Source organism: Mesorhizobium sp. M0571 (assembly GCF_040320985.1).
In the GTDB taxonomy this organism is placed as follows: domain Bacteria; phylum Pseudomonadota; class Alphaproteobacteria; order Rhizobiales; family Rhizobiaceae; genus Mesorhizobium.
Map to the genome: position 1 here is coordinate 185,427 of NZ_JAMYQT010000006.1, position 25,172 is coordinate 210,598.

General features: G+C 62.4%; 25 protein-coding genes and 1 tRNA gene. 13 read left to right on the plus strand and 13 right to left on the minus strand.

Annotation, left to right across the window (positions count from 1 at the left end):
* Positions 1 to 129: 129 nt before the first annotated feature.
* From NKI85_RS10410 to NKI85_RS10425, 4 genes are all read left to right on the plus strand, one after another.
* A complete protein-coding gene (locus NKI85_RS10410) occupies positions 130 to 423 on the plus strand; it encodes a GYD domain-containing protein (RefSeq protein ID WP_352523340.1) in 294 nt (97 codons plus the stop codon).
* 207 nt (positions 424 to 630) lie between these two features.
* A complete protein-coding gene (locus NKI85_RS10415; RefSeq protein ID WP_352523342.1) occupies positions 631 to 1,011 on the plus strand; it encodes a thiol-disulfide oxidoreductase DCC family protein in 381 nt (126 codons plus the stop codon).
* A gap of 186 nt (positions 1,012 to 1,197) precedes the next feature.
* A complete protein-coding gene (locus NKI85_RS10420; RefSeq protein ID WP_352776706.1) occupies positions 1,198 to 1,869 on the plus strand; it encodes a PadR family transcriptional regulator in 672 nt (223 codons plus the stop codon).
* A 114-nt stretch (positions 1,870 to 1,983) separates the two neighbouring features.
* Positions 1,984 to 2,274, plus strand: a complete 291-nt coding sequence (locus NKI85_RS10425) for an HlyU family transcriptional regulator (protein ID WP_352523344.1) — start codon at positions 1,984 to 1,986, stop codon at positions 2,272 to 2,274.
* A gap of 7 nt (positions 2,275 to 2,281) precedes the next feature.
* Here the strand turns inward: NKI85_RS10425 and NKI85_RS10430 are convergent, their stop codons facing one another.
* The 3 genes from NKI85_RS10430 to NKI85_RS10440 form a co-directional block, all read right to left on the minus strand.
* A complete protein-coding gene (locus NKI85_RS10430) occupies positions 2,282 to 4,858 on the minus strand; it encodes a polynucleotide kinase-phosphatase (RefSeq protein WP_352523345.1) in 2,577 nt (858 codons plus the stop codon).
* Complete coding sequence (locus NKI85_RS10435; protein WP_352523346.1) at positions 4,855 to 6,288, minus strand: 3' terminal RNA ribose 2'-O-methyltransferase Hen1; 1,434 nt, start codon at positions 6,286 to 6,288, stop codon at positions 4,855 to 4,857. Before NKI85_RS10435 ends, NKI85_RS10430 begins: the two co-directional genes overlap by 4 nt.
* A 76-nt stretch (positions 6,289 to 6,364) precedes the next feature.
* The gene (locus NKI85_RS10440) at positions 6,365 to 7,009 is read right to left on the minus strand and encodes an FMN-dependent NADH-azoreductase (protein WP_352523347.1); all 645 of its coding nucleotides are present in this window, start codon (positions 7,007 to 7,009) and stop codon (positions 6,365 to 6,367) included.
* A 109-nt stretch (positions 7,010 to 7,118) separates the two neighbouring features.
* On the opposite strand from NKI85_RS10440, the gene NKI85_RS10445 reads away from it, so the two are divergent.
* Entirely contained in the window at positions 7,119 to 8,075 is a 957-nt protein-coding gene (locus tag NKI85_RS10445; RefSeq protein ID WP_352523405.1) for a LysR family transcriptional regulator, read from the plus strand.
* Here NKI85_RS10445 and NKI85_RS10450 read toward each other — a convergent pair.
* Entirely contained in the window at positions 8,008 to 8,634 is a 627-nt protein-coding gene (locus tag NKI85_RS10450) for a TetR/AcrR family transcriptional regulator (RefSeq protein WP_352776707.1), read from the minus strand. The two genes, NKI85_RS10445 and NKI85_RS10450, sit on opposite strands and share 68 nt — an antisense overlap.
* 66 nt (positions 8,635 to 8,700) lie before the next feature.
* Between NKI85_RS10450 and NKI85_RS10455 the strand changes: the two genes are divergently transcribed.
* Both NKI85_RS10455 and NKI85_RS10460 read left to right on the plus strand, forming a co-directional pair.
* The gene (locus NKI85_RS10455; RefSeq protein WP_352523349.1) at positions 8,701 to 9,123 is read left to right on the plus strand and encodes a VOC family protein; all 423 of its coding nucleotides are present in this window, start codon (positions 8,701 to 8,703) and stop codon (positions 9,121 to 9,123) included.
* A 116-nt stretch (positions 9,124 to 9,239) separates the two neighbouring features.
* A complete protein-coding gene (locus NKI85_RS10460; RefSeq protein ID WP_352523350.1) occupies positions 9,240 to 10,151 on the plus strand; it encodes an arginase family protein in 912 nt (303 codons plus the stop codon).
* A gap of 103 nt (positions 10,152 to 10,254) precedes the next feature.
* Here the strand turns inward: NKI85_RS10460 and NKI85_RS10465 are convergent, their stop codons facing one another.
* On the minus strand, positions 10,255 to 11,202 hold the full coding sequence (locus NKI85_RS10465; RefSeq protein ID WP_352523351.1) for a S1C family serine protease: 948 nt from the start codon (positions 11,200 to 11,202) through the stop codon (positions 10,255 to 10,257).
* Positions 11,203 to 11,372: 170 nt separating this feature from the next.
* Between NKI85_RS10465 and NKI85_RS10470 the strand changes: the two genes are divergently transcribed.
* Both NKI85_RS10470 and NKI85_RS10475 read left to right on the plus strand, forming a co-directional pair.
* Positions 11,373 to 12,242 (plus strand): S1C family serine protease, encoded by an 870-nt coding sequence (locus tag NKI85_RS10470; RefSeq protein WP_352523352.1) that lies wholly within the window; start codon positions 11,373 to 11,375, stop codon positions 12,240 to 12,242.
* Positions 12,243 to 12,249: 7 nt separating this feature from the next.
* Positions 12,250 to 12,885, plus strand: a complete 636-nt coding sequence (locus NKI85_RS10475) for a helix-turn-helix transcriptional regulator (RefSeq protein ID WP_352523353.1) — start codon at positions 12,250 to 12,252, stop codon at positions 12,883 to 12,885.
* 7 nt (positions 12,886 to 12,892) lie between these two features.
* On the opposite strand, the gene NKI85_RS10480 is transcribed toward NKI85_RS10475, so the two are convergent.
* The gene (locus NKI85_RS10480) at positions 12,893 to 13,282 is read right to left on the minus strand and encodes a type II toxin-antitoxin system VapC family toxin (protein ID WP_352776708.1); all 390 of its coding nucleotides are present in this window, start codon (positions 13,280 to 13,282) and stop codon (positions 12,893 to 12,895) included.
* Complete coding sequence (locus tag NKI85_RS10485) at positions 13,279 to 13,545, minus strand: type II toxin-antitoxin system VapB family antitoxin (RefSeq protein ID WP_352523356.1); 267 nt, start codon at positions 13,543 to 13,545, stop codon at positions 13,279 to 13,281. The genes NKI85_RS10480 and NKI85_RS10485 overlap by 4 nt, the downstream gene beginning before the upstream one ends.
* A gap of 180 nt (positions 13,546 to 13,725) precedes the next feature.
* Here NKI85_RS10485 and NKI85_RS10490 point away from each other — a divergent pair, with 180 nt between their 5' ends.
* Positions 13,726 to 14,592, plus strand: a complete 867-nt coding sequence (locus NKI85_RS10490) for an SDR family oxidoreductase (RefSeq protein WP_352523357.1) — start codon at positions 13,726 to 13,728, stop codon at positions 14,590 to 14,592.
* A gap of 30 nt (positions 14,593 to 14,622) precedes the next feature.
* On the opposite strand, the gene NKI85_RS10495 is transcribed toward NKI85_RS10490, so the two are convergent.
* Positions 14,623 to 15,138, minus strand: coding sequence for a TIGR00645 family protein (locus NKI85_RS10495; RefSeq protein WP_352523358.1), 516 nt, complete (start codon positions 15,136 to 15,138; stop codon positions 14,623 to 14,625).
* Positions 15,139 to 15,375: 237 nt separating this feature from the next.
* Complete coding sequence (locus NKI85_RS37910; RefSeq protein WP_502896043.1) at positions 15,376 to 17,526, minus strand: OmpA family protein; 2,151 nt, start codon at positions 17,524 to 17,526, stop codon at positions 15,376 to 15,378.
* A 223-nt stretch (positions 17,527 to 17,749) separates the two neighbouring features.
* Here NKI85_RS37910 and NKI85_RS10510 point away from each other — a divergent pair, with 223 nt between their 5' ends.
* Both NKI85_RS10510 and NKI85_RS10515 read left to right on the plus strand, forming a co-directional pair.
* The gene (locus NKI85_RS10510) at positions 17,750 to 18,196 is read left to right on the plus strand and encodes a YcgN family cysteine cluster protein (protein WP_352523406.1); all 447 of its coding nucleotides are present in this window, start codon (positions 17,750 to 17,752) and stop codon (positions 18,194 to 18,196) included.
* A 248-nt stretch (positions 18,197 to 18,444) separates the two neighbouring features.
* A complete protein-coding gene (locus NKI85_RS10515) occupies positions 18,445 to 18,801 on the plus strand; it encodes a hypothetical protein (RefSeq protein ID WP_352776710.1) in 357 nt (118 codons plus the stop codon).
* Positions 18,802 to 18,934: 133 nt separating this feature from the next.
* Here the strand turns inward: NKI85_RS10515 and NKI85_RS10520 are convergent, their stop codons facing one another.
* Positions 18,935 to 19,645 carry an SIMPL domain-containing protein gene (locus NKI85_RS10520; RefSeq protein WP_352523363.1) on the minus strand — a complete coding sequence of 237 codons (711 nt, stop codon included), beginning with the start codon at positions 19,643 to 19,645 and terminating at the stop codon, positions 18,935 to 18,937.
* 172 nt (positions 19,646 to 19,817) lie between these two features.
* Between NKI85_RS10520 and NKI85_RS10525 the strand changes: the two genes are divergently transcribed.
* Positions 19,818 to 19,893 (plus strand) — tRNA-Ile (locus NKI85_RS10525).
* Positions 19,894 to 19,914: 21 nt separating this feature from the next.
* Here the strand turns inward: NKI85_RS10525 and NKI85_RS10530 are convergent.
* From NKI85_RS10530 to NKI85_RS10540, 3 genes are all read right to left on the minus strand, one after another.
* Positions 19,915 to 21,132 (minus strand): tyrosine-type recombinase/integrase, encoded by a 1,218-nt coding sequence (locus tag NKI85_RS10530; RefSeq protein WP_352776711.1) that lies wholly within the window; start codon positions 21,130 to 21,132, stop codon positions 19,915 to 19,917.
* Positions 21,133 to 21,800: 668 nt separating this feature from the next.
* A complete protein-coding gene (locus tag NKI85_RS10535) occupies positions 21,801 to 23,114 on the minus strand; it encodes an HlyD family type I secretion periplasmic adaptor subunit (protein WP_352776712.1) in 1,314 nt (437 codons plus the stop codon).
* Complete coding sequence (locus tag NKI85_RS10540) at positions 23,089 to 24,858, minus strand: type I secretion system permease/ATPase (RefSeq protein ID WP_352776727.1); 1,770 nt, start codon at positions 24,856 to 24,858, stop codon at positions 23,089 to 23,091. The genes NKI85_RS10535 and NKI85_RS10540 overlap by 26 nt, the downstream gene beginning before the upstream one ends.
* Positions 24,859 to 25,172: the final 314 nt, after the last annotated feature.

Below are 25,172 nucleotides of genomic sequence, written 5' to 3' on the forward strand. Positions count from 1 at the left end.
CGCTATCGCTCTTGCGGCCTGCGGCTTGCGGGAGGATAATTTCGTATCGGATGCATTTCTGGGCGACAAACCCGGATGCCCGCCCCGGCGGTTGACGCCGTGCTCCGTGGCCCCGGAGGGAGGTGTGCCATGACAACTTACATCGTGCTGATCAACTGGACGGAACAAGGCGCCAAAAATGTGCGCGAGTCGCCGAAGCGGCTCGATGCCGCCAAGAAGATGTTGGGGGACATGGGCGGATCATTCAAGGCATTTTATCTCACCATGGGGGATTGCGACATGGTGGCGGTGGTCGAAGCGCCCGACGATGCCGTCTTGGCTCGTTTCTCGTTAATGCTGGCGACGGCTGGCAACGTCAGGACCCGGACGCTCAAGGCTTTCCCGGAGGATGCCTATCGCGAGATCATCACCTCGCTCGGGTGAGCCGCTGCTCCTGAAGCGCGTCGCGCTGAACGGCCCTTGCGACGCGCTTTAAGCTCTTTTATGCATGTCGTTATCGCAAAACCGCTGCGTAGCCTTTGGGCGACATGCATCAGCGAAGCCGGCCATTCCGCCGGTATCGTGTCACGTTGCGGCGCAACGGCATTTCTCGGATAATCCGTGCGCGTCCCTCAGGTGCCGTTTCGAAACATGGCCGAGCCTCTGCTGACCGTCTGGTACAATACGCGCTGCCCCGTCTGCGATGCCGGCATCAGCCGGCAAAAACGACGGCTGATCGAGGCGATCAAGGCCGGGCGAATCGAATTTCGCGACATCAATGCCGAACCGGCGGCGCTGGCCGGATACCGTATCGGGCTGGAGGACATCCGGCGCCGGCTGCATGCGACCGACGCCGACCGCAAATTGCTGGTCGGCGCCGACGTTGCCATTGCGGTGTGGCGGGCGACACCCGGCGAAGGCTGGCTGGCGAGGTTGTTCGGCAATCCCGCCGCACTGCCTCTGACGCGCTATGCCTATGATCGCTTCGCCGATCTTCTCTATGCCTGGAACCGGCGCAAAGGCCGCTGGTGACGGGTATTCGTTTGCATCGGAGACGCTTACGGAGCGGTCCCGACCCTCATGTGCCTTCTGGCTGCCGTCGCTTGAGAAATCATTCCGGCCGGGCTATCTTCAGATACATCGTAAGATATATCTTGACGAGGCCATCGCGGGTAGCTAATTGAGATATATCGTAAGACATAACTCAAGGAGCAGACGATGCACAAACATTTCGGACATCATCATTTTGGCGAACGCGCCGAACGCGTTTTCATGCATACGGCCGGCAAGTTCGGCGGACGCGGCGGCGGCTTCGGCCCGTTCGGGCATGGCATGAGAGGCGGCAGATGCGGCGGGCCGGGCGACATGTTCCGCGCCGGGCGCATGCTGGCCGACGGCGATCTCAAGCTGATCACGCTTTCGCTGCTGGCCGATGCGCCGCGTCACGGCTACGACATCATCAAGGCACTGGAGGAGCGCACCAGCGGCGTCTACAGCCCAAGCCCCGGCGTGGTCTATCCGACGCTGACCTTCCTGGAAGAGGCCGGCTATGCCGTTTCTTCGGCGGAAGGCAACAAGAAGGTGTTTTCGATCACCGAGGCGGGGCAGGCGCATCTCAATGAAAATCGCGAGATGGTCGACCGCGTGCTCGACCATCTCGAGCGCTTCGGCCGGAAGATGGCGAAGGCGCGCGACTGGTTCGGCTGGAACGACGACGGCGATGGTGGCCGGCGCGGCCGCTCGGAAAAGCGCGACGAGTTCCGCGCCGTGCGCCACCGGCTGCGCGCCGCGCTCGGTGAAATCGTCGATGCGCCTGAAGGAAAGCAGGCCGAGGCAATCAGCATATTGGAAGCTGCCGCAGAGGCCTTGGAAGCGCTGTCACGCGACTGACCTCTGACTGCCAAGCCAGCTGCGGCCCTTGCCCGCTCGGCCAAGGACCGGTACTGAAAATCATCCTGCACCACGCTATGTGGTGCAGGATGATTGCCGTTGGAGGATTACCCCATGTCTTTTCTGAAGCGTCTTTTCGGCGGCGGCAACGAGGCCGCTGAGCCAAAGACAGCGGCGCCGGTAAAGCAGATCGAGCACAAGGGATTTTTGATCAGCGCCACGCCCTACAAGGCGGAGGGCCAATACCAGACCTGCGGCGTGGTTTTGAAGGAGATCGACGGCGTGATGAAGGAGCACAAATTCATCCGCGCCGACCGCTTTGCCGGGCTCGACGACGCCGTCGACGTCTCGATCAAGAAGGGCATCCAGCTGGTCGATGAGCAAGGCGAGAAGATCTTCGGGTAGATCGTTACTACAGCCTTGGATCGATTGGCTCACTCTCCAGCGCCAGTACGGCGAAAACACACTCGTGAATCCGGCGTAGCGGCTGCTTGGCGACAAATCGCGTCAGCGCCTCGTGACCGAGCGCGAACTCCCTGAGTGCCAGGCTGCGCTTGCCGCCCAGGCCGCGTTCTCGCAGGCGGATGAGATTGTCCGGCGCGTCATATTCGGGGCCATAGATGATGCGCAGGTATTCCGGGCCGCGGACCTTCAGCGCCGGCTGGATGAGCCCCTTCTTGCCGCGGCTGACGAAGTCGCGCGGCTTGACAACCATGCCTTCGCCGCCTGAGCCAGTCAGCGCCTCCCACCACGACACGGCCTCCGCACAGGCGCTGCCGTCGACCAGATCAACCGTTCGCCACCGCGTTGGCGTGACCACGCCATCGTCAGCGGCCAGACGGTCCGCGAGCGTCATGTGCCAGACGTGGTCCTGGTCAAACCAAACACGCCCCTCGCTGGCGAGCAGGTGGAAGGGCGCGATCTTCAGGTCGTCGACGCCCGAGACTGGCCACACGTAGGGCGCCCAGGCCGTGGCGTATTTGGCCGCTCGGGCAGCCCGGTCCTCAAGACGTGCGTTCAAGCCGGCTGCATCGACGCCGCGCGCTATTGCACGGGCTAGGGCATCACGGCTGACCTTGAAACCAGCGGCAGAGGATGTCGCCACCGGCGCATATTGGCTTTCGATCAGGCTGCCGGCCTTGGCCGACCAGGGCATTATCTCGGTGTCCAGCAGCAACCAGTCGCTGCTCAGTTCCCTCCACAGATCCGCCGCCTCGACCTCGGCGCAGAGACGCGCGAGCAGACCCTCCGTCATGGCGCGGTCGTTGAAAAAGGAACGTCCGGTGCGGGTCCAGATTGCGCCGGTCTCATTGCCCAGGGTCCCGAAGCGGTTGCGCGCCGTCTGCGCGTTCCGGCACAGAGCGATCACTGCCCGCGAACCCATGTGCTTCTCCTCGCACACGACCTGAGCGACACCGCGCTCGCGGAAGTAAGCGAAGGCATCCTCCGGACGTTCCAGCCAGCCGTCTTTGCTGCTGGTCTCGGAGGGCGACATGGTCGGCGGCAGATAGATCAGCCATTGCGGCGACAGCGCGAAGCGGCTCATTACCTCCAGTGCTGCCGAGGCGTTCTCCTCGGCCACGACGATCCGACCCCGCAGTCCTGTCTCGATCCAACGGCGACCCGAGACATCCTGGTAATCGAGCACGCCGTCGGCGTCGGCCTGCGCCGGTTTGCCTGGACCGGACCCGCCCAGCGGACGTATCGGTTCCGACCAGGTCTGGATTGCCGGCACCTCGATCAATTCGCGTTCCGGCCAGCGCAAGGCCGTCAACTTGCCGCCGAATACGCAGCCAGTGTCGATGCACAGGGTGTTGTTGACCCACTCGGCGGCTAGCGTTGGGGTGTGTCCATAGATTACGGCTGTCTTGCCACGGTAGGCCGCGGCCCAGTCGGCGCGGACAGGCAGCCCGAACTCGTCGGTTTCGCCTGTGGTCTCGCCGTACAGAGCGAATTCGCGCACGGCGCCGGAGCCGCGTCCGATCATCTCCTCCTTGAGGCCGGCATGGGCGACGGCGAGGCTTCCGCCATCGAGCCAGACATGGCTGTGCAGACCGTCGAGAAAGGCCGGAAGGGCCTCTCGCAAACCACGGTCCTGTGCACTTAGCTGGTCGATAGTCTGCTGGAGGCCGTGGGCGACCGTAACCTTGCGGCCTTCCAGCCAGCGGCTGAGTTTGCGTTCGTGGTTGCCCTGGACACAGTAGGCTGTCCCGGCCGCGACCATGCTCATGGCGATGCGCAGAACGTCCGGCGCGTTGGGGCCGCGGTCGACGAGGTCGCCGACGAAAACGATCTTGCGGCCCTCCGGCGGGATCACGGTGACCGTTCGTTCGTCGCGATCCTCGGACCAAGCGACACTGTAGCCGAGTCGACTGAGCAGGATCTGAAGTTCATCGGCGCAGCCGTGGATATCGCCTATGATATCGACCGGACCGTGATCGTCGCGCTTGTCGGTCCACAGCGGTTGGCGCGAGACCTTGGCCGCGTCGATGCTGGTCTCGCTGGTGAGTTTCCAGACCTGGCGGAAGCCCTCGCGTTGCAGGCCGCCAAGACCCTTGCGGATCTCGGTCGTCATGCGTTGGGCGACCCCGGCGCCGAACGGTCGGTCGGCTCGAACCGCGTTGCGCGCGACGCAGACCTCGACACCTGGATCGAGGACCACTGCGACGGGCAAAGCGTGCCACTTGCGTGCCAGTTCAACCCAGGCCTTGCGGTCGGCGGCTCGTACGTTGGTGGCATCGATGACGGTGAACTTGCGGTGCTTAAGCCGTTTACCGGCAATTTCGCGCACCAGATCGAAGGCATCTGCAGAGACGTCCTGGTCGGTCTCGTCGTCGGAAACAAGTGCGCGGCACTGATCCGATGAGATGATCTCGGTCGGCAGGAAATGCCTGGCGGCGAAAGTCGACTTGCCCGATCCGGTCGAGCCGATCAGCACCACGAGGGCGAAGTCAGGAATGGCGAGGTCGGTCTTGTCGGGTTCCCTCATCGCGTGAACACCGCCATCTGCGTTGGTGCGCCGAGAACTGGGTCCTCTGCGCCAATACCGCTGAAGGCGGTTGCATAGCCATAGGTCTCTCCGATTTTGGCAGCCCAGGCTTCGAACTGATCCCGGCTCCACTCGAAACGGTGATCGGGGTGGCGAAATGCGCCGGGGGCCAGTCTGGCGAACAACGCATTATAGTCCGCGTTCGGAGTGGTCACGATCACGGACTTCGGCGCCGTCTCGCCGAAAACGATGCGCTCGACCAGCGGCAGCCTGTCCTCATCAAGATGCTCGATGACCTCGACCAGCACGGCGACGTCGACCGCGGCCCAGCGGCTGTCCCGATATGTCAGCGATCCATGCAGCAGCGTGACCCGGCCCTCGGGCGGCCCGCCGAACTCGTTCAGCTTGAGACGCTTTGCCGCCCATTCCAGTTCGCGGGCGGCCGGGTCGAGGCCGAACAGCTTGTGCACCCATCGCTCGCGCACGAGCCGATAGAGTAGCTTGCCTTCGCCGCATCCCAAATCTGCAATCGAAGTTGCCCCCGTCGCCTGAATGACCTGAACCACAGCTTCCATGCGCAAATCGTTCAGCCGGATCGGCGTCTCCAGCGCCTCCTCCGGCGTGACTCGCAGCTCCGCAAGTTGTGCCTCGCCGGCCGTCTCGGGAGCCAGTCGCTCCAGGGCGATGCGGGCCAAGGCCCTGCGATTGCCAAGATAGCGGCGCACGATCAGGTCTTTGGCCGGGTGTTTTTCCAGCCAGCCCTCTCCCTTGGACAGCAGCTTGTCGATCTCTGCTTCACCGACCCAATAATGCTTGGCATCGTCCATTACCGGGATGAGCACATAAAGGTGGTTCAGCAGACGACTTAGCCGGCCCGTGCCGGTCAGCTTCAGATGGCCATACCTAGGGGCCCCAGCAGACCCGATTCCTTCGATCGGCGTCAGGTTGACTGTCCAGCCCAAGGGTTCGAACAGACTTCGAACCAGAGCCTCACCGCCGCGCATCGGCAGTGGAGTGACCACGGCCTCCAGCGGCAGTTCGCTGTGGGCCAGTTCCGGGCGCTCCTTCGATATGCCGGTCATCGCCGTCCGCAGCATTTTGTTCAGTGCCACCGACATGAAGGATGATGCCGCGTAAGGCCGGTCGTTCACATATTGGTCGAGCAAGCCTTCTGCCTGGCCCTTGCCCCGCACGAGCCCCACCGGGTCGACGTCGAGCAGGAGTGCAGCCTCGCAACGGTCTTCGGTTGCCTCGGGATAGAACAGCCACGCCTTGCCGAAGGACAGGTCAGTCTCGTGCAGGCGATCCGGATGCTTGTGCAGCAAGAAACCGAGATCGGTGGCCGGACGGTGCGTTGTGGCAACGGAAAGAAACATCCGCGACGGATAACGCAGACAAGCGGAATAACCAATGGCGGTTGTGTGGTCCACCACAGGCTGTCGCTAACGACAAACAAGGGCAGGCGCTGGGCGCCTGCCCTCATTCAATTCAGACGATGCTGACGCTTTACGCCGCCGCAGCGACGCCCTCGGTATTCCCGGTCGCAGCCACAATGGCGTCGACCTTGGCCGATGCCTTGGCGAGTGCTGCTGCCACCGCATCGGCGCCCATGCCGACGCCTTCGATGCGGATGACCTCGACGTCGGTCATGCCGAGGAAGCCAAGAACGCTGCGCAGGTAAGGAATGGCGTGGTCCAGCTGCACCGCGGCGCCCTCGGAATAGATGCCGCCCGAAGCCAGCACGATGTAGACCTTCTTGCCGGTGACGAGGCCTTTCGGGCCAGTCTCGCCATAAGCAAAGCTCTTGCCGGAGCGGGCGACGTGGTCGACCCAGGATTTCAACGTCGACGAGATGTTGAAGTTGATGAAGCCGGTGGCGAGAATGACGGTGTCGGCCGCAAACAGCTCGTCTAGCACCGTGTCAGATACGCCGACCACTTCCGCTTGGCGCAGGGTGCGGGATTCGACGGGTGTGTAGATGCCGGTCGCATAATCCGTATCGATATGCGGCAGCGGGTTGGCGACGAGGTCGCGCACGACAAGCGTGTTCGACCAGTCGGCGGCGACAAGCTTTTCAGCGAATTCAGTCGCAATGCGGGTCGAGTGCGAGGCAGCGCCGCGCGGGCTCGATGTGACGAGAAGGATGGACATGGTGGGCTCTCCAGGGTTGAAATAATTTATCCGCTGGATATGGGGCCATCGACCCATTCGAAAAACTGGTATATTTTCTATACTATCCATCTATAAAGTGGATATTATGATGCAACCCAACCCGACGCTCGACCAACTTCAGATCTTTGTGGCCGTCGCCGAAGCCGGCAGTTTCTCGGCCGCCGGCCGCAAGCTCAACCGGGCGCAGTCCGTTATCAGCTATGGCATCGCCAACCTCGAGGCGCAGCTTGGGCTGAAACTGTTCGAGCGCGAGGGTATGCGCGAGCCGCAACTGACCGAGATCGGCCGGGCGATGCTGGAGGATGCGCGGCGCATGACGGGTGTGCTGCAGCGCATCCGCTCGCGCGTAGACGGCCACCATCAGGGGCTGGAGGCCGAAGTGGCGTTGTCGGTCGATGCGGCGCTGCCCTCACCGGTGCTGGTGCGGGTGCTGAAGGCGTTCGAGGCCCGGTTTCCGACCGTGATGCTGCGCCTGCATATCGGCACGCTCGGCCTGATCCCCGATCATGTCGTCAGCGGGCACGCCGATCTCGGTGTTGGCGGCCTGCTGGGCGAGGTCGACGTCCACCTCGTGCGCATCGGCTTCATGTCGATAGTGCTGGCCGCCGCGCCCAGCCACCCGCTGGCGCTGCTGCCGAAGCCGGTGGCGATCGAGGATGCGCGCGAACACACTCAGCTCGTTGTCACCGACCAGTCCGAGCGCACCAAGGGGCGCGACTTTGGGGTCTTTGCCTACCGCACCTGGCGGCTGACTGATCTGCGTACCAAGCATATGCTGATGCGCGAGGGGCTGGGCTGGGGTGGGCTGCCGCGCTGGCTGATTGCCGACGATCTGGCGAGTGGCCGGCTGGTGGAACTGGATCTGGAGCCGTTCAGCGAGGTGCGTTCGCCACTCTATGCGATGCACCGGGCCGACCGCAGTCCGAAACCGGCGGCGGCTTGGCTGATCGACCAGTTCAAGCGCCAGCTCGGCTGCTTCAACGAGTTCGAGCCGGGCGAGGTGCCTGAGGAGGAGTCGGAGATAGACCGTCGATCAGCGCCATGAGAACGGCGCGATAGTCCTCGGTCGACGCGCCCGCTTCGATGGCGAGCGCTGCGCGGTCGAAGGCGGCGGCAAGCAAGGCGGTCAGCGCTTCCACCGGCAATCTCGCCATGGACTGCGAGCGCATCGCGGCGACAAGGCCCTCGCGCAGCGAACGGTTGCCATGGCGGTTGTCGATCGCGTCCATGGCGGCGCGGCCGAGCACGGCCGGTCCGTCGAGCAGCAAGAGCCGCGTGCGGCCGGGAGCGCGCATAGCGACCAGATAGGCATCCGAGCCGGCAATCAGCGCGTCGCGGGCAAGCAGCGAGGGCGGCGAAGCGCGCTCGATCTCTTCCGCGACAGCCTGCGCCTCCTGCTCGACCACGGCGGCAAACAGCGCCTGCTTGTCGGCAAAGTGATGATAGAGCGCGCCGCGCGTGACGCCGGCGGCTGCGACGATCTCAGGTGTGCCGGTCTCGGCATAGGATTTTTCGGTGAACAGTTTTCGCGCCGCGGCGATGAGTTCTGCGCGGGTCGCTTCGGTGCGATCGCGGTTGGAGCGGCGCGTGGATTCTTCTTGCATACATGCAGCCTGTATGTTAATTCAATATACATGCAGACTGTATGTTATTCGCTAGGAGAAGGAAAGATGAGGACGACGAGCTATTATCCGGTGCTGATGACGGGCGACGTTGCCGGCACGACAGCCTTCTATGTCGCGCATTTCGGCTTCAGGCCGCTATTCGAGGCCGACTGGTACGTGCATCTGCGCTCAGCCGAAGATCGCCGCGTCAATCTCGGCATCGTCCAGGGCGATCATGAGACGATCCCGGAGGAAGGGCGGGGCCGCACGTCGGGCCTGCTGATCAATTTCGAGGTCAGGGATCCGGATGCCATCTATGAGCGGATCACCGCCGCCGGCCTGCCGATCCTGCGAACGCTGTGCGACGAACCCTTCGGCCAGCGCCATTTCATCACCAGCGACCCCAACGGCGTGCTGATCGACGTGATCAGGCCGATCCCGCCGCGCCCGGAATTCCTGGCGCAATATGCCGATGGCGCGGCGGGCTGAGCGAGACAGCGCCGCTGGCAGGAACTGTCGGCAGACGCGACGTGAAGGCTTCAGCCGCGTGGCCGATCACGCCTTTGCGGTCTATGGTTAGGGTTCATCAATCTTGGGCCTTCTCCATGCGTGAAATCTGCCTTGTCCGCGCACCTTCCAACCTTGGCCTCCGTCCGCTCCGGCCGCATCATATACCGGGGACCTGGCACGCGCCGCAGGCTCTGACCGAAGCCGGCTTGGTCGAGATGCTTTCGCCCGCCAAGGTGGTTGATCTTGATCGGCCCGCCTATCTCACCGAGCCACAGCCGGGCACCCGGCTGCGCAACGGCAACGCGATACGCAGCTTCAATCTCGCACTCGCCGAGGTCGTTGCCGGCGCGCTGGGACGAGGCGAGTTCCCGCTGGTCGTGGGCGGCGACTGCGCCGTCCTGCTTGGCGCGCTGGCTGCCGCACGGCGATATGGTCCGGTTGCACTGGTCCATGTCGATGGTCACAGCGATTTCCGCCATCCGGGCAACTACGACGTCAACGCCTTACTCGGCTCGGCCCCCGGCATGGACCTTGCGCTTGCAACCGGACGTGGTGAGCCGTTGCTGACCGACTGGCCTGATATCGCAAGACCGCTTGTGGCGGACGAACAGGTGATACAGATCGGCGAACGCGAGAACCGCAACCCCGACTTCGGCTGGCCGGACATCAATTCGACCGCGATGACGTTGATCGACGTCTTTGCCGTGCGTGAGCTTGGCGCGGCGAAGGTCCTGGACAAGACCTGGAACACGCTGGCGCGAACCGGCTGGCCCTACTGGGTGCATTTCGACGTCGATGCGCTCGATCAGACAGTGATGCCGGCGGTGGATTCACCGGGCAGCCCCGGCATCGATCCGGACGATCTCGTCGACATCCTCGCGGCGCTGGTGGCGGATCCGCGCTGCACCGGAATGGACATGACCATTTTCGATCCGGATCTCGATCCGACTGGCGAGCTGGCAGCGCTGCTGGTCTCGCTGCTTAGCCGGATCTATGCGCCGCGATAGAGCCTCATCCATCCCGATGGATCGGGATGGGGCTCTATCTTTTGTTTGACCATGATCTTGTCCGAAAAACCGGTTCCCACTTTTCGGGATCATGGTCGAGAGCTCAGCTTCGCGCCACTGGCATCACCGTGACCTGAGTAATGCCGGAGCGGCGCACCACCGTGCACAGCGTCTCGTGGCCGATGCGCTCGGCGTCGAGCATGCGCACCAGATCGTCGACGCCGGTGACCGGCCGTCCGTCGATGGCGGCAATGATGTCGCCTTCCCTGAGGCCAGCCTTGTCCGCCGGGCTGTTCTTCTCGACGCTGCGCAGGCGCACCGCGGTGCTGCTCGACACTTGCGACAAAAGTGCTGCGCGGCGCGGCAGGTTGGTGGTGTCGGCGGAAACGCCGATAAAAGCGCGGCGGACGCGGCCGAAGCGGATGATTTCCGAGATGACGAAATTGGCGGTGTTGGAGGCAACCGCAAAGGCGATGCCTTGCGCGCCATGGATCATCGCGGTGTTGACGCCGATGACCTCGCCCGCCGAAGACACAAGCGGCCCACCGGAATTGCCGGGGTTGAGCGCGGCGTCGGTCTGGATGACGTCGTCGATCAGCCGGCCGGTGGAGGCACGCATCGAGCGGCCGAGCGCCGAGACGACGCCTGATGTGACGGTCCATTCGAAGCCGAGCGGGTTGCCAATGGCAATGGCGATCTGGCCGCGCCTCAAACGCTTGGAATCGCCGAGCGGCGCGATATCGGCAAAGCTGCCGTCGGCGCGAACGAGCGCGATGTCGGTGTCGGGATCGCGGCCGAGCACGCGGCCCTCCCTGGAGGCGCCGTCCGGCATCGACACGCGCACGCTGCGCGCATCGCCGACGACGTGGAAGTTGGTGACGACCAGCCCGTCCGGCGCGATAACGAAACCGGAGCCATGGCCGCCGGGGCCACCGACGCGCTCGATGCGGCAGACGGCGGGTCCGATGCGGTCGACGGCATCGGCGACGGTCGCCGAATAGGCATCGAGAAGGGCATCGTCATATTGCAATTGCTGGGCGGGCAGGGCCATCTGCGGGGCTCCGTGTCTTTTAAAATGAAGGATGCCTATATGTGCGGAGCGGCTAGACCGGCCGCGACCTGACCAGATGGCCAGTCAAACGCCCAACTAGCCGTCAGGCGAGTATTCGCGAACGCCCTGCCGAGCGATATCTGGGTCACGAAGAACCCAGGAGACAAATCATGAGCGATTTCAATCTGAGCACGTTTTCCGACGCCATTGCCGACATAGCGGCAGCTGCGGCACCAGCGACGGCCAGCTTCGCGACGCACCACCGCACGGCAACTGCTTTCCATTGGCGGGACGGCTATTTCGTCACTGCCGAGGAGTCGGTCGAGGCCGGCGAGGAGATCGAGCTGACGTTTTCTTCGGGCGAAACAGTCAAGGCCGAACTGGTCGGCCGCGACCCGTCCACCGGCACGGCCGTTTTGAAACCGGCCGGCGCGCCGAGCATGCCGTCGCTGACCAAGGCGGATGCGGTGCGGCCGGGCAATCTGGCGATCGTCGCGGGCAATAGCGGCGGTGCGGCGCTCGCCACCTTCGGCACGGTCGGCGAGGTCGGTCCGGCCTGGCGTTCGATGCGCGGCGGCACGATCGACCAGCGCATCAACCTTGCCGTCAATGCCGGTGGCCGTTTCGAGGGCGGCCCCGTGCTCGACGCCAAGGGCGGATTGATCGGCATGCTGCTGTTCGGACCGCGCCGGCGGGCGCTGGTCATGCCTTACGAGACGATCGAGCGGGCAGTCACGACGCTGCGCGAGAAGGGTCATGTGGCGCGCGGCTATCTTGGCGCGGGTCTGCATCCGGTCCGCAATGGTGATACACAGGGCGCCATGGTGATGAGCCTCGACGATAACGGCCCGGCGAAAGCGGCCGGTCTCAGTCTCGGCGACATCATCGTGTCGTGGAACGCAGAGGCGGTGCATGGCCCGCGCGAACTGATCCGCAAGCTCGGGCCGGACAGCGCCGGCGCCTTGGTGACGCTCGGCGTGGTGCGCGGCGGCGAGAACCGTGAGGTCTCCTTGACCATCGGCGAAAAGCCACTGAGCTGAGGGATAGATGGTAAGCGGTGAGGTCGCTGGCAGACGGCTGACGGTGCTGATCGCCCTCGACGACGTCGAGCGCGCGCGAAGTCTGTCCGCAGCTCTTGCCGCGACCGATGATCTGCGGCCGGTTCTGGCGGGCGAAGTCGACGGGAGCGGGGCGATGGATGTCGCCATCGTCGATGATCATGACGTGCAAGGCAGGCTCGTCGACGCCGCTATGCCCCGGGTGCTGCTGTCGTCGCGGGCGACCCGGCAGCGGCCGGCCGATACAGTGTTTGCCGTGCTGCCGGCGGCAGCGGACGAGTTGCTGATCGCCGCCGCCGCGCGGCTGGCGGCGGCGGGCTACCGTGTCTCTCGTGACAGCCACGCTCTGTCCGACCGGCATGACGATTTTGCCTTTCATGACAGCGACCGGTTCGAGGAGGAGCCGACTGACGAGCATATCGTCCGGCCGACGCTTTCGCCGCGCGAAAGCGAGGTGCTGGCACTGCTGGCCGAAGGCGCGCCCAACAAGGTTATCGCGCGGCGGTTGAACATCTCCGTGCACACGGCGAAGTTCCATGTCGCGGCGATCCTGACGAAGCTCGGTGCTGCCAACCGCACCGATGCGATCGCCATCGCCATGCGGCAGGGCCTGGTGCTGGTCTAACCGTGGATCAAACAGCCGGTTCGATGTCGGTCAGCCGGAAATCGTCGCCCTTGAACAGCAATGGCATGGCTTCGATACGGGCCGTAGCATAGGCAATGCAGTCGCCGAAGTTGAGGGCTGCCGGATGCCGGCCCTTGCCATAGCGCAGGAACGCCTGACGAGCGACCGCGGCGTGGTCGGCCGTGAAGGGCATCGTCTCGATCGAGGCGGTGCGCAAAAAGGCTTCGAAGCGATCGATAATCTGGTCCTGCCAGCGGCCGACGAGCACCATTGTCGTTTCGAGCAGTGTCGGTGCCGGAAGCAAACGTCTTCCAGCCTGGGCGATCGCCAAAACGAAGCGGTCGTAGCCCGGCTCCGTGCGTAAAATGGCGACCAGCGCCGAGGAATCGATGATCATCGCGTCGGGATACCCAGCTCGTCGTAACCGAGAATTTCATCGTCGCTCATCGCGTCTTTGCGCTCCGGTATTCGTGCGGCTCGTTCGGCAATCGCCATCAGACGTTGAAAAAGGTCACCGGTGTCGTCGCGCGGCACAAGCCGCTCGCGCGCAACCTCGCGCTCGAGGCTTTGACGGATGGCCTCCGTCACCGATACCCGGCGGCGGCGGGCGAGCTCACGTGCCAGTTGCTCGACCTCCATATTCTTGATCGACAAAGCCATTTATATATTCTCCCTTCTCGTATAGAATATATACCAAGTTGCCGTCAGTTTCAACGCGCCCCGCGAAATCCACGATCCTCCGTAGCGTCACCACCGCTAAGGGTTAGGGGCGCTTGTATCCGTCGGCGGTGCAGGCAAGGATCGCAAGGAGAAAAGAGAGTAGCACAGGGAGGCGCAAGGATGTCGCTCAAGGGAAAGACGCTGTTCATCTCCGGCGGGTCGCGCGGCATCGGGCTGGCGATTGCGCTGCGCGCCGCGCGCGACGGCGCCAATGTGACGATCGCGGCCAAGACCGCCGAGCCGCATCCGAAGCTGCCGGGGACGATCTACACGGCGGCGCAAGAGATCGAGCAGGCCGGCGGCAAGGCGCTGCCCGCGCTGTGCGACATCCGGGACGAAGCACAGGTCGCCGAAGCCGTCGCCAAGACCGTGGAGACGTTCGGCGGCATCGACATCTGCATCAACAACGCCAGCGCCATCCAGCTCACCGGTACGCTGGAGACCGATATGAAACGCTACGACCTGATGCACCAGATCAACACTCGCGGCACTTTTCTCGTCTCCAAAATGTGTATTCCGCACTTGAAGTTGGCGGAAAATCCTCACATTTTGAATCTGGCGCCGCCGCTCGACATGAAGGCCAAGTGGTTCAAGAACCATGTCGCCTATACGATGGCGAAGTTTGGCATGTCGATGTGCACGCTGGGCATGAGCGCGGAGTTCGCCAGGGACGGCATCGCGGTCAATTCGCTATGGCCGATCTCGACCATCGACACGGCGGCGGTGCGCAACCTCCTGGGCGGCGCGACGGTGGCGGCGATGAGCCGTTCGCCCGACATCATGGCCGATGCCGCATACGCCATTCTGGTCAGGCCGTCGCGCGAGGCGACCGGCAATTTCTACATCGACGAAGAAGTGCTGCGCGCCGAGGGCGTCAGCGATTTATCGGCCTATGCGCCGGGCACGACGGGTCCGCTCGCCGGCGACTTTTTTGTGCCGGACGAGGTGTTCGACCGGACGGATACCCAAATCCAAAGTATCTACTGACAGAAATATCAAGCGGGCACCGACGCGTGCTCACTCCTCTGCCTTCTTGGCTTTGCCCAGACCCATCAGCCGGTCGATATAGGCAAGCATAAGTGCCGAGAGAACGAAGGCCAGATGAATGACGGTCAGCCACATCAGCTGGTCGGTCGTGTAGGAGACCGAGTTCAGGAAAACCTGCAAGAGGTGGATCGAGGAAATGGCGACAATTGTCGAGGCGACCTTGACCTTGAGCGAGCCGACATCGATTGTGCCCAGCCAATGCACCTTGCCGTCATTTTCATCGAAGCGGCTGACGAAGTTTTCGTAGCCCGAGATGATCACCATCACCACCAGCGAAGCGACCAGCGCGGCGTCGATGAGGCCGAGCATCTTCAGGATGGTGTCGGTGTCGTCGAGCGTGAAGGCCACGGAAACGAACTCGAACAGCTTCTTGCCGAAGGACACGGCATAGATGGCAAGCGCCGCGCCCAGTCCGAGATAGAAGACGACCAGCAGCCAGCGCGAGGCGAGAATGATCGATTCGACGGCGAGTTCGAGGCGCTTCATGCGGCGGTTCCGGGCTCCGTTGTCGGAGCGCCGTATTTCGGGCAGGCTGCGGCGGTTTGCAAGGTCCTAAAAAACGAAACCCCGCCGGGAGGGGACCGGCGGGGCTCGTGTGTCCCGCTGGAGTCGGGACGGGGCAGGGAACGCCCTGTCCAGAATTTGGGATTGGTGATCGCGCGTTTCAAGATTGATGACCGCGCGATTCAATGGTTGATCGAATCGCGCGGTTCACATTGCGGTTTATTGGGCGCTGGCCACCGGCGCCACCAAGGGGGTGATGCGGCGGATGGCGACGCGGCGGTTCTCACGATTGGGTCCCGACGTGTCTACCTTGAGATACTCCTCGCCATAGCCCTGTGTCGTCAGGTTCTCCGGCGGGATGCCGAAGGCATTGGTCAGAGCTTCGGCGACCGCCTCGGCGCGGCGGTCGGACAGAGCGAGGTTCGCTTCCGGCGTGCCGACTGCATCGGTATGGCCTTCGATCAGGAAGGTTTCGGCCGGGTTTTTCTTCAGCAGCTTCTCCATGGCGTTGGCAACACCCTCCAGCTTCTGGACCTCGATGTCGGAAATCGAAGCCGAACCGAACTCGAAGTTGAGCGTGTCGAGGTCGATCCGGCGGGCGATGTCACGCACGCGGGCCGAGCGCTTGACCTCGTCGATCGAATAGAGGCGCTGGACCCTCTCCACCGGCGGCCGTTCGAGGAAGGTGTAGTAGTCGTCCGGATCCTCGACCTCTTCGGAATCCAGAATGTACTCCTCTTGCGGAATGGTAAGGCGCATCGGCGGCAGGTCGTCGCCCGGGTCGCGCCAGTCTGCATCATCGTCATAGTTGCGCTCGTCGACATAGCTCAGCACATATTCGCGCCCGTCAGGCGCGATGCGTGAACGCTGGATGACATCACCGTAGCGGTTGCGGATGGTGACGATCTGGACACCATTGTCACGCTCGACGATTTCCCGGGTGCGATCGCCCGACAGGTCCTCATAATAGACATTTCTGGCGCCGCGGTGCATGCGCGGTGCATCGCTGCTTTCCACGTAAGTCTGGTTGTTGAACTGAAGGATGACGCGGTCGCCGAATTCCCTGAGAACGTTGGCGCCTTGCGGGCGGCGCCTACGACGAACGTCCTCGAAATCGGCCGAGCGCTCGATGCGCTTGCCTTTTTCCTCCGTCACTGGAGCGATCTTTTCAGGCTTGATCTCCTGCTGGGCTGTCCGGTCGTCGGTGGGCGGCGGTCCCTGGTCGACTGGAGCCGGTTTCGAGACTTCCGCCTGGTTGCCGTTCTGCTCGACAGGCTGGTTGCTCTCCTGACCACCCGTTTTGCCGCCATTTTGGCGACCCGCGTTTTGGCCGCCTTGGTCCTTGCCGTGCCTGCGCCTGACATCCTTCTGGCTGTCGAGGATGGGCGCCTCGTTCGGGTTGGCCGCGGCTTCGCCCTGAGCAGGGGTCCCACCCTCGGCGGGTGCTGCCTGTTCGCCCGTGGCGGGCTGCTCACCGGTTGCGGGCTGCCGTTCGCCTGTCACCGGCTCTTCCCCAACGGGCTTCTTGCCGCGCTTTTTCGCCTGGTCCTGGGGCTGTTCGCCTTGGACAGGAGCCGCTTGCTTGTCGGTTGGAAGTGGCTCGGTCTGTGGGAGAGGCTCGCCGGCGGGGCGTTCCTTCTTGCGCGGCGCCTGTTCGGCCGGCGCCGCCTCGATCTGCTGGTCCTGCTTGTTCTTCCTCTTGCGCGGATTGCCCAACTGGTTGTTGTCGTTTGCGGGGGCAGCCTGCTCGGCCGGCTGTTCGGCAGGCGCGGCTTCCTGCTGTTGCCGGTCGCGCTTCTTCCTGCGCGGCGTGAGCGGCTGATCGTCGTTTGCAGGGGCAAGCTGCTCGGCGGGTTGTTCAGCAGGTGCGGCTTCCTGTCGTTGCTGGTCACGCTTCTTTCTGCGTGGCTTTTGCTGCTGCTGATCATCGTTCGCAGGAGCGGCCTGCTGGTCGGCCGGTGCGGCTTCGATCTGCTGCTGCTGTCTGTTTTTCTTCCTGCGTTGATTGCCCTGCTCTTCGCCGGAAGGCGCAAGCTGTTCGGCGGGTGCGGATTCGCTCTGCTGCTGCTCGCGTTTGTTCCTGCGCGGCTTCTGCTCGGGCTCGCTCGATTGTTCGGCGGGCGCCGCTTCGGTTTGCTGCTGCCGGTCGCGCCTCTTGCCAGGCTTCCGTTCCGGCTCCGACTTTCCGCCTTGGGCGCAGGCTTCGGCCGACTCGCCTTCGGCACAATTCGACTGCGCCGGGATAAGCATTGCGCTGTTCTGGGCGGGGCCGAATGCGGCACTGCCTTGCAGCGGGAACGCGCCTAACGGCGCGGACGCCATCAACAGGCCAAGCGCCGTGCCTGCCAGAATCCGTGGTTGGCGTTTCATCATAAACACTCCTTGTGGCGTCCCATCCCCGCCCAAACTTTCAGCAACCATGTTTGGTTCCTGTTTGTAGGTTTTAGCGGTGGTACAGGGCGATTGACCGGCGTTTTGAAGGCGACTTCATGTCATTCGTATGTCCCGGCGTATGGTCCCCGCGTATGGTTCGGACGAGGGTGCACGCGTTGCCGTGCTTGACCTTGACGCGTCCGAGGGCCACATGCCGACAATGGAAAAGCCGTTCTGGAAAACCAAGACGCTCGAGGCGATGACCCCGGTCGAGTGGGAATCGCTCTGCGACGGCTGTGGCAAATGTTGCCTGGCCAAACTCGAGGACGAAGACACCGGCGATATCTACTGGACCAGCGTCGGCTGCCGGCTGTTCGACGCCGGAAGCTGCCGCTGCTCCGATTATGCCAACCGGCTGGCGCGCGTTCCAGATTGCGTCGGGCTGACGCCGCAGAATGTGCGCACCATCAGCTGGCTGCCCAAGACCTGCGCCTACCGGCTGGTTGCCGAGGGCCGCGATCTCTATTGGTGGCACCGGCTGGTGTCGGGAAGCGACGAGACCGTACATGAGGCCGGCATCTCGATGCGCGGCCGCGTCAGCGCCAGCGAGACCGACCTTGCCGAGCCGGACGATTATTTCGACCATATGCTCGCTGACGAGCCGTAGGAGTCACTCCGGAATCGAGGACGCGGAACCGACGGCAAAACGGACGTTGCCCATCCACCTATGCCCATCCACCCTATATAGCACCGCCGTCCATAGCACCGGTTCCAGGAGCGAGAGACTATCCCCGTTTCTGCCGCATGAACTGGAGATGAACGGCCGGTTCGTAAAAAATTCAGACAGACGGGTGCATTCTCCTCCCATCGGTTTGAAGAAAACGGGTGGAAACCCTCAACAAGGAGAGAATTACAATGTTCAACACCATCAAGATGGCGGCTCTTTCGGCTCTTGTCGGCCTTGGCACGCTTGCTGCCATCCCGGCCCATGCAGACAGCATCTATCTCGGCTTCGGCAACAACCAGGACCCGCGCGTTGGCGTCTATACCGGCGACGACGATGGCAATTACCGCGAACACCGCCGTCATGGCAACTGGCGCCGGTCCTGTTCGCCGGAGCGTGCCCTCGACAAGGCCGAACGCATGGGCCTGCACCGCATCCGCATCATCGACATCAACCGCCGTACGGTCAAGGTCGCTGGCCGCCAGTATGGCGACCGCGTGGTGATCGTATTCGCCAACGACCGCGGCTGTCCGGTCCTCTATCGCTAAGATCTTCGGGCTTGCGGCCGGCTGACTTGCAGCCGGTAGAGTAGCGGAGCCCCTTTCCGCCAGGACGGAAGGGCGCGGCTCAAATAACCCCGGGGGATCGATCCTCCGGGGTTTTTCATGCTGCGAGCGATGATCACTTCAGTTCGAAAGTCACCGTCACCTGCGCGGTATAGGAATTTTCGCCGGCTTGCACCGGAACCGATGCGCCGGCGGCATCGAAAGCCTTGGCGTTGATCGGCATCGGCGGTGGTGCGAAATTCTGGTCGGTGATTTCCAGGACCCGGCCGATGCCGACGCCGGCCGCTTCGGCCAGCGTCTTGGCTTTCGCCATAGCATTGGCGACGGCCTTCTTGCGGGCCTCGGTGACGGCTGCCGCCGGATCGTCGTTGGAGAAGGAGATGCCGCCGCCCTGGTTGACGCCGAGTGACACCGCCTTGTCGAGAATGTCACCGGTCTTGTCGATGTCGCGGATGCGCACCGAAAGCGTGTTGGTCACCTGATAGGCGACAAGCTCGGCCTCCTGGCTGCCGTCGGGCTTGTTGGTGTAGTTATAGCGCGGGTTGATCTGGATGCCCGCGGTCTGTAGGTCGCGCTCCTTGATGCCGGAAGATTTCATCGCGGCGATCACCGCGGCCATGGCGTCGTTATTGGCATCGAGCGCTGCACGTGCTGTCTTGGCCTCGCGCATGACGCTGAGCGTCAGCAGAGCCAGATCGGGTGCTATCGCCGCCTCGCCTTCGCCGGTGACGACGATGCGCGGTGGCGGCGGCGAATCGGCGGCCCCGGCGATCGTCGGAAATGCGATTGCGGCGGCAATTGCCAGGGGCAAAATACGTCTGGTCATGAAATCTCCTCGATCTGCGATCCCAAGACAGCCGAGTGTTGAGCGGCGTCCAATGGGCTACGTGCAATAGGTTATCAATATGGGCTGATTTGGGCGATCTCTGCCAGCCCCTTGGAACGCCTGCTCGGAAAGCCTTGTGCGGTTCAGGGAAAAACACTAATCCAGCGCCGTGGGGCCTGTAGCTCAATGGTTAGAGCCGGCGGCTCATAACCGCTTGGTTGGGGGTTCGAGTCCCTCCGGGCCCACCATTGGCTTTTGTGGCCGTTGATTTAATTGGATTTTTTGGCGACTTTTGTCCCACCTCTTTCAACCCCCTCAGAAAGTGGGACAATTTTGTTCTCTTTTCGATCGATAACCAGCAGGTATTTCGCCGCTCTCGCTACCTTCCGGCGACGCGCTTTCTTGATGTAGTGGTCGGGCTGCTGGTACGTAGTCCACCCATATATCGCCTTCAGCTGCTCGTGCGTCGCGCCGTTCTCAGCGGCGATCGTCGCGCCGGCCTTGCGAATTCCATGAGCACTGCAGTGCGGCAGCTCAGCTTGATCACACCACTGGCGCATCTTGTTGCCCAGACCGTTCTCCGAGAACGGGCGACCATACTCATTGACCAGGAAGGTCATCTGGTCGGAGGGCGTGTGCTCAAGTTCCGCCTCTAGTTCGGGCAGAAGCGGGAGCTCCACCAACACCGCATCCTTGTTACGACTGGTCTTCCCAGGCTTAATTCTGATCCACTTCTCCCACTGCTCGGTCTCCTCGTTGTAGACGAGCGTGATGTGCTGTCGACCGAAGATCGCGACGTCGGACAACCGCAGGCCAGTAAACATGAAGATCGAGAGCGCACGTCTGGCTGCGGTACCCAGCGGATGCCGCTTCTCATATTGAACGATCTCCGACACGTCCCATGGGTGCCAGCCGTCGCCGCTCTTTAGCCGTCTGATGCCGCGGGCGGGATTGGAGTCGACGCCCGGAATCTCTGTGTCCTTTGCCCACTCAAACATCGCGCTGATGGCTTTTACGATATTGTTTGCCGCGCCAAGGGCGTCGAGCCTGGTGTCCCTGATCTCCTTAACATGAGACCGTTTCATACCGGCGAATGGCAGAGATCCCTTGGTGGGATACTGAGGATCCGGGTCACCTTCGAGGGGATGAGGTAATTCGCATACGCGCTCCAGAATTGCTCGTCGGCGCGCCATAGTGTCTTGGGTGATTTCCGTGCCGCCCCGACGGTAATACTCCTGGCAAAGCCACAGCAACGTGCCTTTCTTCGCTGGCTCGGAAGGCTTGGGGAGGCGCCGGCAAATCTCGGGAAGAGTGCCGGGCCGAACATAAGTGACCTCGGCGCGCGCGCACCGCAGTTCCTCGAGGAACTCGTCGCTGCCGGTCGGTTCACGGAGCCGGACCTTCTTCCGACCCGGTGCGCGAAAATAGTACCGATCATTGCCGTGGCGATCAGTGTCCTTCACTACGCCCTTAAGATCGACCTTCACGGGCTCATCCGTCATGTTCGTGGTTTTCGATCCCAAGGATTGTCTAGTGGCGGCGAATCTTCGTCAAGCTTTGGTGCTCCTCCGATTTGGCGGTGAGGGAGCTTTCGAAACGCCAATACAAGTTCCTCGACGTCCCAAACAATGCGCCCCTTGCTCGGCATTCGTGGCTGCGGCATCCGGCCGTCCTGGACCATTTCATCAAAGGTCGTTGAGCTTACGCCGATGAAAGTCGCAGCCTGCTCGCGATTGATTCCTACCGGCGGGAGCGAGGGCGGCAAGACGCTCGGGGTGCGCAGCATCGGTTTAGTGCGTTGAAAGCGCGTCTTTGGCGCCTGCCTGTCTTTCTATGCACCTGTCCGAATATTGCAGACGCTCAATCATATCCTGGCCCTGTGCTTGCAGGCTCACCCTAGGTCTCCAGACCTAGGATCGCTCAAGACACCGGACTCTTTTCCAGCCTTTGTGTACGATGATGGGTATCTTAATGCGCTCGAGGCCAAGAACTGAATGGGCGGCGACTTGCAAGGGCAAAATGACCGCGGAACCACGTATCTGAGTCAGAGGCGCAATCCAACTGAGGAACGGCATGGTTGTGTTTTCAGACGGTTATGACTCTCATGCATGCGTAACAACCAACAAGAATAACAAAATATTTCTGTGGATCACTTTCATTCCTCATGGAATGCGCGACTGATTTGGTCCGACAGCGGCTTCACAAAATAAGAAAGCGCCGTACGCTCGCCCGTCTGGATCATCGCTTCGGCCGGCATGCCGGGCACGAGCGTCAGGTCCTTGAGCTTCGTCAGTTCCGCATGCGGAACCGACAGACGCACCAGGTAATACGAAACGCCGTTTTTTTCGTCCGTCGCCAGATCGGCTGCGATCCGGCTGACATATCCGTTCAATACCGGCGTGGTCCTCAGATTGAAGGCTGACATCCGCAGCACGGCCTTGTGACCAAGCTGGATTTGGTCGATGTCCTTCGGGGTGATTCGTGCTTCAAGCGCAAGATCGTCGCCTTCCGGCACGATTAGCATAATCGGATCGGCCGGCGTGATCACTCCTCCGACCGTATGAACTGCGAGTTGTTGAATGGCGCCTGACTGCGGCGCGACAATATCGATCCGTCGCAGTTCCTGTTCAGCCGCCACCTTGCGCTCAACATACTCCCCAACCTGCGCCTGAACCTCTCTGAGCTCCTGGCCGACTTCCGTCTTGAAATCCGGATCGATCTGCAGGATCTGCAGGCGCGTTTCGGCTATGCGGGCTGCCGTCTGTGCCTGATGTGCAATCTTCTCACCGCGTTCGCCGCCGAAAGTGGCAACCTGCGTCTTCAGACTGTTCAAGCGTTGGTCCGAGACAATGCCTTGGTCGCGCAGCCCACTCAGGGCAGCAATTTCCTTTTGGAGGATCTCGGTGCTTTTCTCACAAGCAATTTCCTGCGCCTTGAGTCCCTCGATCTCGTGCTCATATTGAGTGATGCGTTCCGCTAGCTGCGCCTGCCTTCCGTCGCGGGATTGTCTGCGGAATTCGAACAGCCGCGTCTCGCCATGTACTGCCGAAACTACGTCCGGAACATCTCTGCGGGCGAGCAGCCAGTCCGGGAAGGCGATCTCCGCCAGATCGTCACGCTCAGCTTCGAGTCGTGCCAGGTTGGCGGCCAGCTCATCGAGCCGCTTGGTGACTACAGCGAGATTGGCGCGCGTCTGGGTGGCGTCGAGCCGCATGAGGATGTCGCCGGCTTTTACTTTATCACCTTCGCTCACCAGGATTTCTCCCACCACCCCGCCGGTCGGGTGCTGCACCTTCTTCACATAGGAATCGACGACAAAGTGTCCGGACGCGACAACCGCGCCGGAGAGATTCGTGAAGGCCGCCCAGGCTCCGGCTCCTCCCACAAAGATCACGCTCGCCAGAAGGCCCGCCACCAGGTGCCGGCGAATGGACCTGGAAACGTCATTGTTCTGATGAATGCCGGACACCGGGATCCTCCATGTCAGCGCGCTCGTTATCCTGTGTAGACTCGATGGCCTTGACCCCAGCGCCTGATGCCATCGCTGCCCCCTTAAGGACTTTGGAAAGCGCTTCATCACGCGCACCGAATGCTCGCTGCCGTCCACCTTCCATCACCAACACCAAATCCACGGCGCGGAGGGCGCTCGGCCGATGGGCAACGACAACCGCAATGCCCTTGCGCTCGCGCACGGAGGCGATCGCCTTAACGACCGCAGCCTCGCCTTCCGCATCGAGATTGGCATTGGGTTCATCCAGCACAACAAGGAAAGGGTCTCGATAAAGGGCACGGGCAAGACCGATACGCTGGCGCTGCCCGGCGGAAAGTGCCGATCCGGCCTCACCAATCGGAGTTTCGTAGCCGTGCTCAAATCGGAGGATCAGTTCGTGCGTGCCCGCTGCCTTCGCCGCGGCGACAATAGCCTCAGGGTCAGGATCGTCTTCAAAACGAGCGATGTTTTCGGCAATGGTGCCGTCGAACAGTTCAACACCTTGCGGCAAATAGCCGATATGACGGCCTAGCGCTTCCCGGTCCCATTGATCGAGGCTTGCGCTGTCGATGCGAACCTTTCCGGCGACCGGCGCCCATGCGCCGACGATGGCGCGCGAGAGTGTCGACTTGCCCGAACCCGATGCACCGATGATCCCGAGTGCGCTTCCCGCCTGAACGGCAAACGCAAGGCCGGTCACGGTCGGCTTCCTTTCGCCGGGCGGAACGATTGTCACGCCTTCGAGGCGGAGTTCGCGTTCAGGTGCAGGCATTGGCATAACAGGAGCGGTTTCAGGAACCTTTCCCAGGAGGTCCTCCAGCCGCGCCCAACCCTGGCGCGCCATGAGGAAGGGTTTCCAGCTTGAAATGGCCAGATCGACCGGAGCCAGCGCACGCCCCATCGTGATCGAACTGGCAATCATGACCCCGGCCGTAGTCTCCTGCCTGATGACAAGGTACGCGCCGACGGCAAGAATGGCCGATTGCAGCAGCACGCGCAGCGACTTTGAAATGGCACCGAGCCCGCCTGCCACGTCCCCGGCTTTCCGGTTGGCGGCCAGATACTTGGCATTGGCCTTGTGCCATCGGGCAGCGATCCGCTTTCCGAGACCGAGAGCTTGCACGACCTCGGCATTGCAACGCGCTGCTTGCAGTAGACCAATGCGTGCCATGTTGTGGGCAACGGTATCGCGTATCGGCCGTTGCGAGAGAGTGTTGGCAAGAAGTGTCAGAGATGTGAGACCGATCGCCCCGATAAGTGCCGTCATGCCAATCCAGAAATGAAGTAGGAAGCAAATGCCAAGATAAAGCAGCATCCATGGCAGATCGAAGAACGCCGTCGGACCGTTTCCACCTAAGAATCCGCGAACATTGTCGAGGTCGCGAAGCGGCTGCAAGCCGTCGCCCGGCATGCGCGTTGAAAGCGGAAGTCGAACGATCGCATCGTGAACGCGTCCGGAAAACTGTTCATCGAAACGCTCGCCAATCCGCAGCAGCACGCGCGCGCGCAAAATGTCGAGCAGGCACTGGAACGCATAAAGCCCTGTAGCAAGCACGACGAGCCCCACTAGCGTCGATACGCTGCCACTTGCCAGAACGCGGTCGTAGACCTGAAGCATGAACAGCGGCGAGATCAGCGCAAGCACGTTCACCACGCCGCTGATCAACAGAATTCCCCAAATAGCGGAAGTCAGAGGGAAAGGTCTCAAAGCTGAATCCTTCAAGGAATGGTTACTCACGTAGGTCTCCGTGAGGATCTGGCGACCCAGCTCCCCATATTGCTCCCCGAGCGGCGACCGACTGCATCCGCTCGCTGATTGAGGATCAGTGCTCCCGCCGAATATGTTTGGTTTGGCATCTAATGGAGCGGGTCAACAACAACACCGTCCGGCTGAAGGTTTGGAAGGGCAACGTCATCGTGGCCGGCCGCAAGGGCCCGAACAGGCTTCCGCCTCCACGCCTTCAGGGAGATTTCGGTGTACGACCAGCGCGACGTGCAGGGCTTCGTCAAGCTGTACACGCTGCGACTGCTCCCGGG

Bases quoted from the DNA above. Each gene is read 5' to 3' on its own strand.
- NKI85_RS10415 (WP_352523342.1), top strand. From the start codon at position 631: ATGGCCGAGCCTCTGCTGACCGTCTGGTACAATACGCGCTGCCCCGTC.
- NKI85_RS10465 (WP_352523351.1), bottom strand. From the start codon at position 11,202: ATGGCCCTGCCCGCCCAGCAATTGCAATATGACGATGCCCTTCTCGAT.
- NKI85_RS10485 (WP_352523356.1), bottom strand. From the start codon at position 13,545: ATGGCTTTGTCGATCAAGAATATGGAGGTCGAGCAACTGGCACGTGAG.
- NKI85_RS10445 (WP_352523405.1), top strand. From the start codon at position 7,119: ATGCAACCCAACCCGACGCTCGACCAACTTCAGATCTTTGTGGCCGTC.
- NKI85_RS10460 (WP_352523350.1), top strand. From the start codon at position 9,240: ATGCGTGAAATCTGCCTTGTCCGCGCACCTTCCAACCTTGGCCTCCGT.
- NKI85_RS10420 (WP_352776706.1), top strand. From the start codon at position 1,198: ATGCACAAACATTTCGGACATCATCATTTTGGCGAACGCGCCGAACGC.
- NKI85_RS10490 (WP_352523357.1), top strand. From the start codon at position 13,726: ATGTCGCTCAAGGGAAAGACGCTGTTCATCTCCGGCGGGTCGCGCGGC.
- NKI85_RS10495 (WP_352523358.1), bottom strand. From the start codon at position 15,138: ATGAAGCGCCTCGAACTCGCCGTCGAATCGATCATTCTCGCCTCGCGC.
- NKI85_RS10470 (WP_352523352.1), top strand. From the start codon at position 11,373: ATGAGCGATTTCAATCTGAGCACGTTTTCCGACGCCATTGCCGACATA.
- NKI85_RS10520 (WP_352523363.1), bottom strand. From the start codon at position 19,645: ATGACCAGACGTATTTTGCCCCTGGCAATTGCCGCCGCAATCGCATTT.
- NKI85_RS10450 (WP_352776707.1), bottom strand. From the start codon at position 8,634: ATGCAAGAAGAATCCACGCGCCGCTCCAACCGCGATCGCACCGAAGCG.
- NKI85_RS37910 (WP_502896043.1), bottom strand. From the start codon at position 17,526: ATGAAACGCCAACCACGGATTCTGGCAGGCACGGCGCTTGGCCTGTTG.
- NKI85_RS10425 (WP_352523344.1), top strand. From the start codon at position 1,984: ATGTCTTTTCTGAAGCGTCTTTTCGGCGGCGGCAACGAGGCCGCTGAG.
- NKI85_RS10440 (WP_352523347.1), bottom strand. From the start codon at position 7,009: ATGTCCATCCTTCTCGTCACATCGAGCCCGCGCGGCGCTGCCTCGCAC.
- NKI85_RS10475 (WP_352523353.1), top strand. From the start codon at position 12,250: ATGGTAAGCGGTGAGGTCGCTGGCAGACGGCTGACGGTGCTGATCGCC.
- NKI85_RS10410 (WP_352523340.1), top strand. From the start codon at position 130: ATGACAACTTACATCGTGCTGATCAACTGGACGGAACAAGGCGCCAAA.
- NKI85_RS10480 (WP_352776708.1), bottom strand. From the start codon at position 13,282: ATGATCATCGATTCCTCGGCGCTGGTCGCCATTTTACGCACGGAGCCG.
- NKI85_RS10430 (WP_352523345.1), bottom strand. From the start codon at position 4,858: ATGAGGGAACCCGACAAGACCGACCTCGCCATTCCTGACTTCGCCCTC.
- NKI85_RS10455 (WP_352523349.1), top strand. From the start codon at position 8,701: ATGAGGACGACGAGCTATTATCCGGTGCTGATGACGGGCGACGTTGCC.
- NKI85_RS10515 (WP_352776710.1), top strand. From the start codon at position 18,445: ATGTTCAACACCATCAAGATGGCGGCTCTTTCGGCTCTTGTCGGCCTT.
- NKI85_RS10510 (WP_352523406.1), top strand. From the start codon at position 17,750: ATGGAAAAGCCGTTCTGGAAAACCAAGACGCTCGAGGCGATGACCCCG.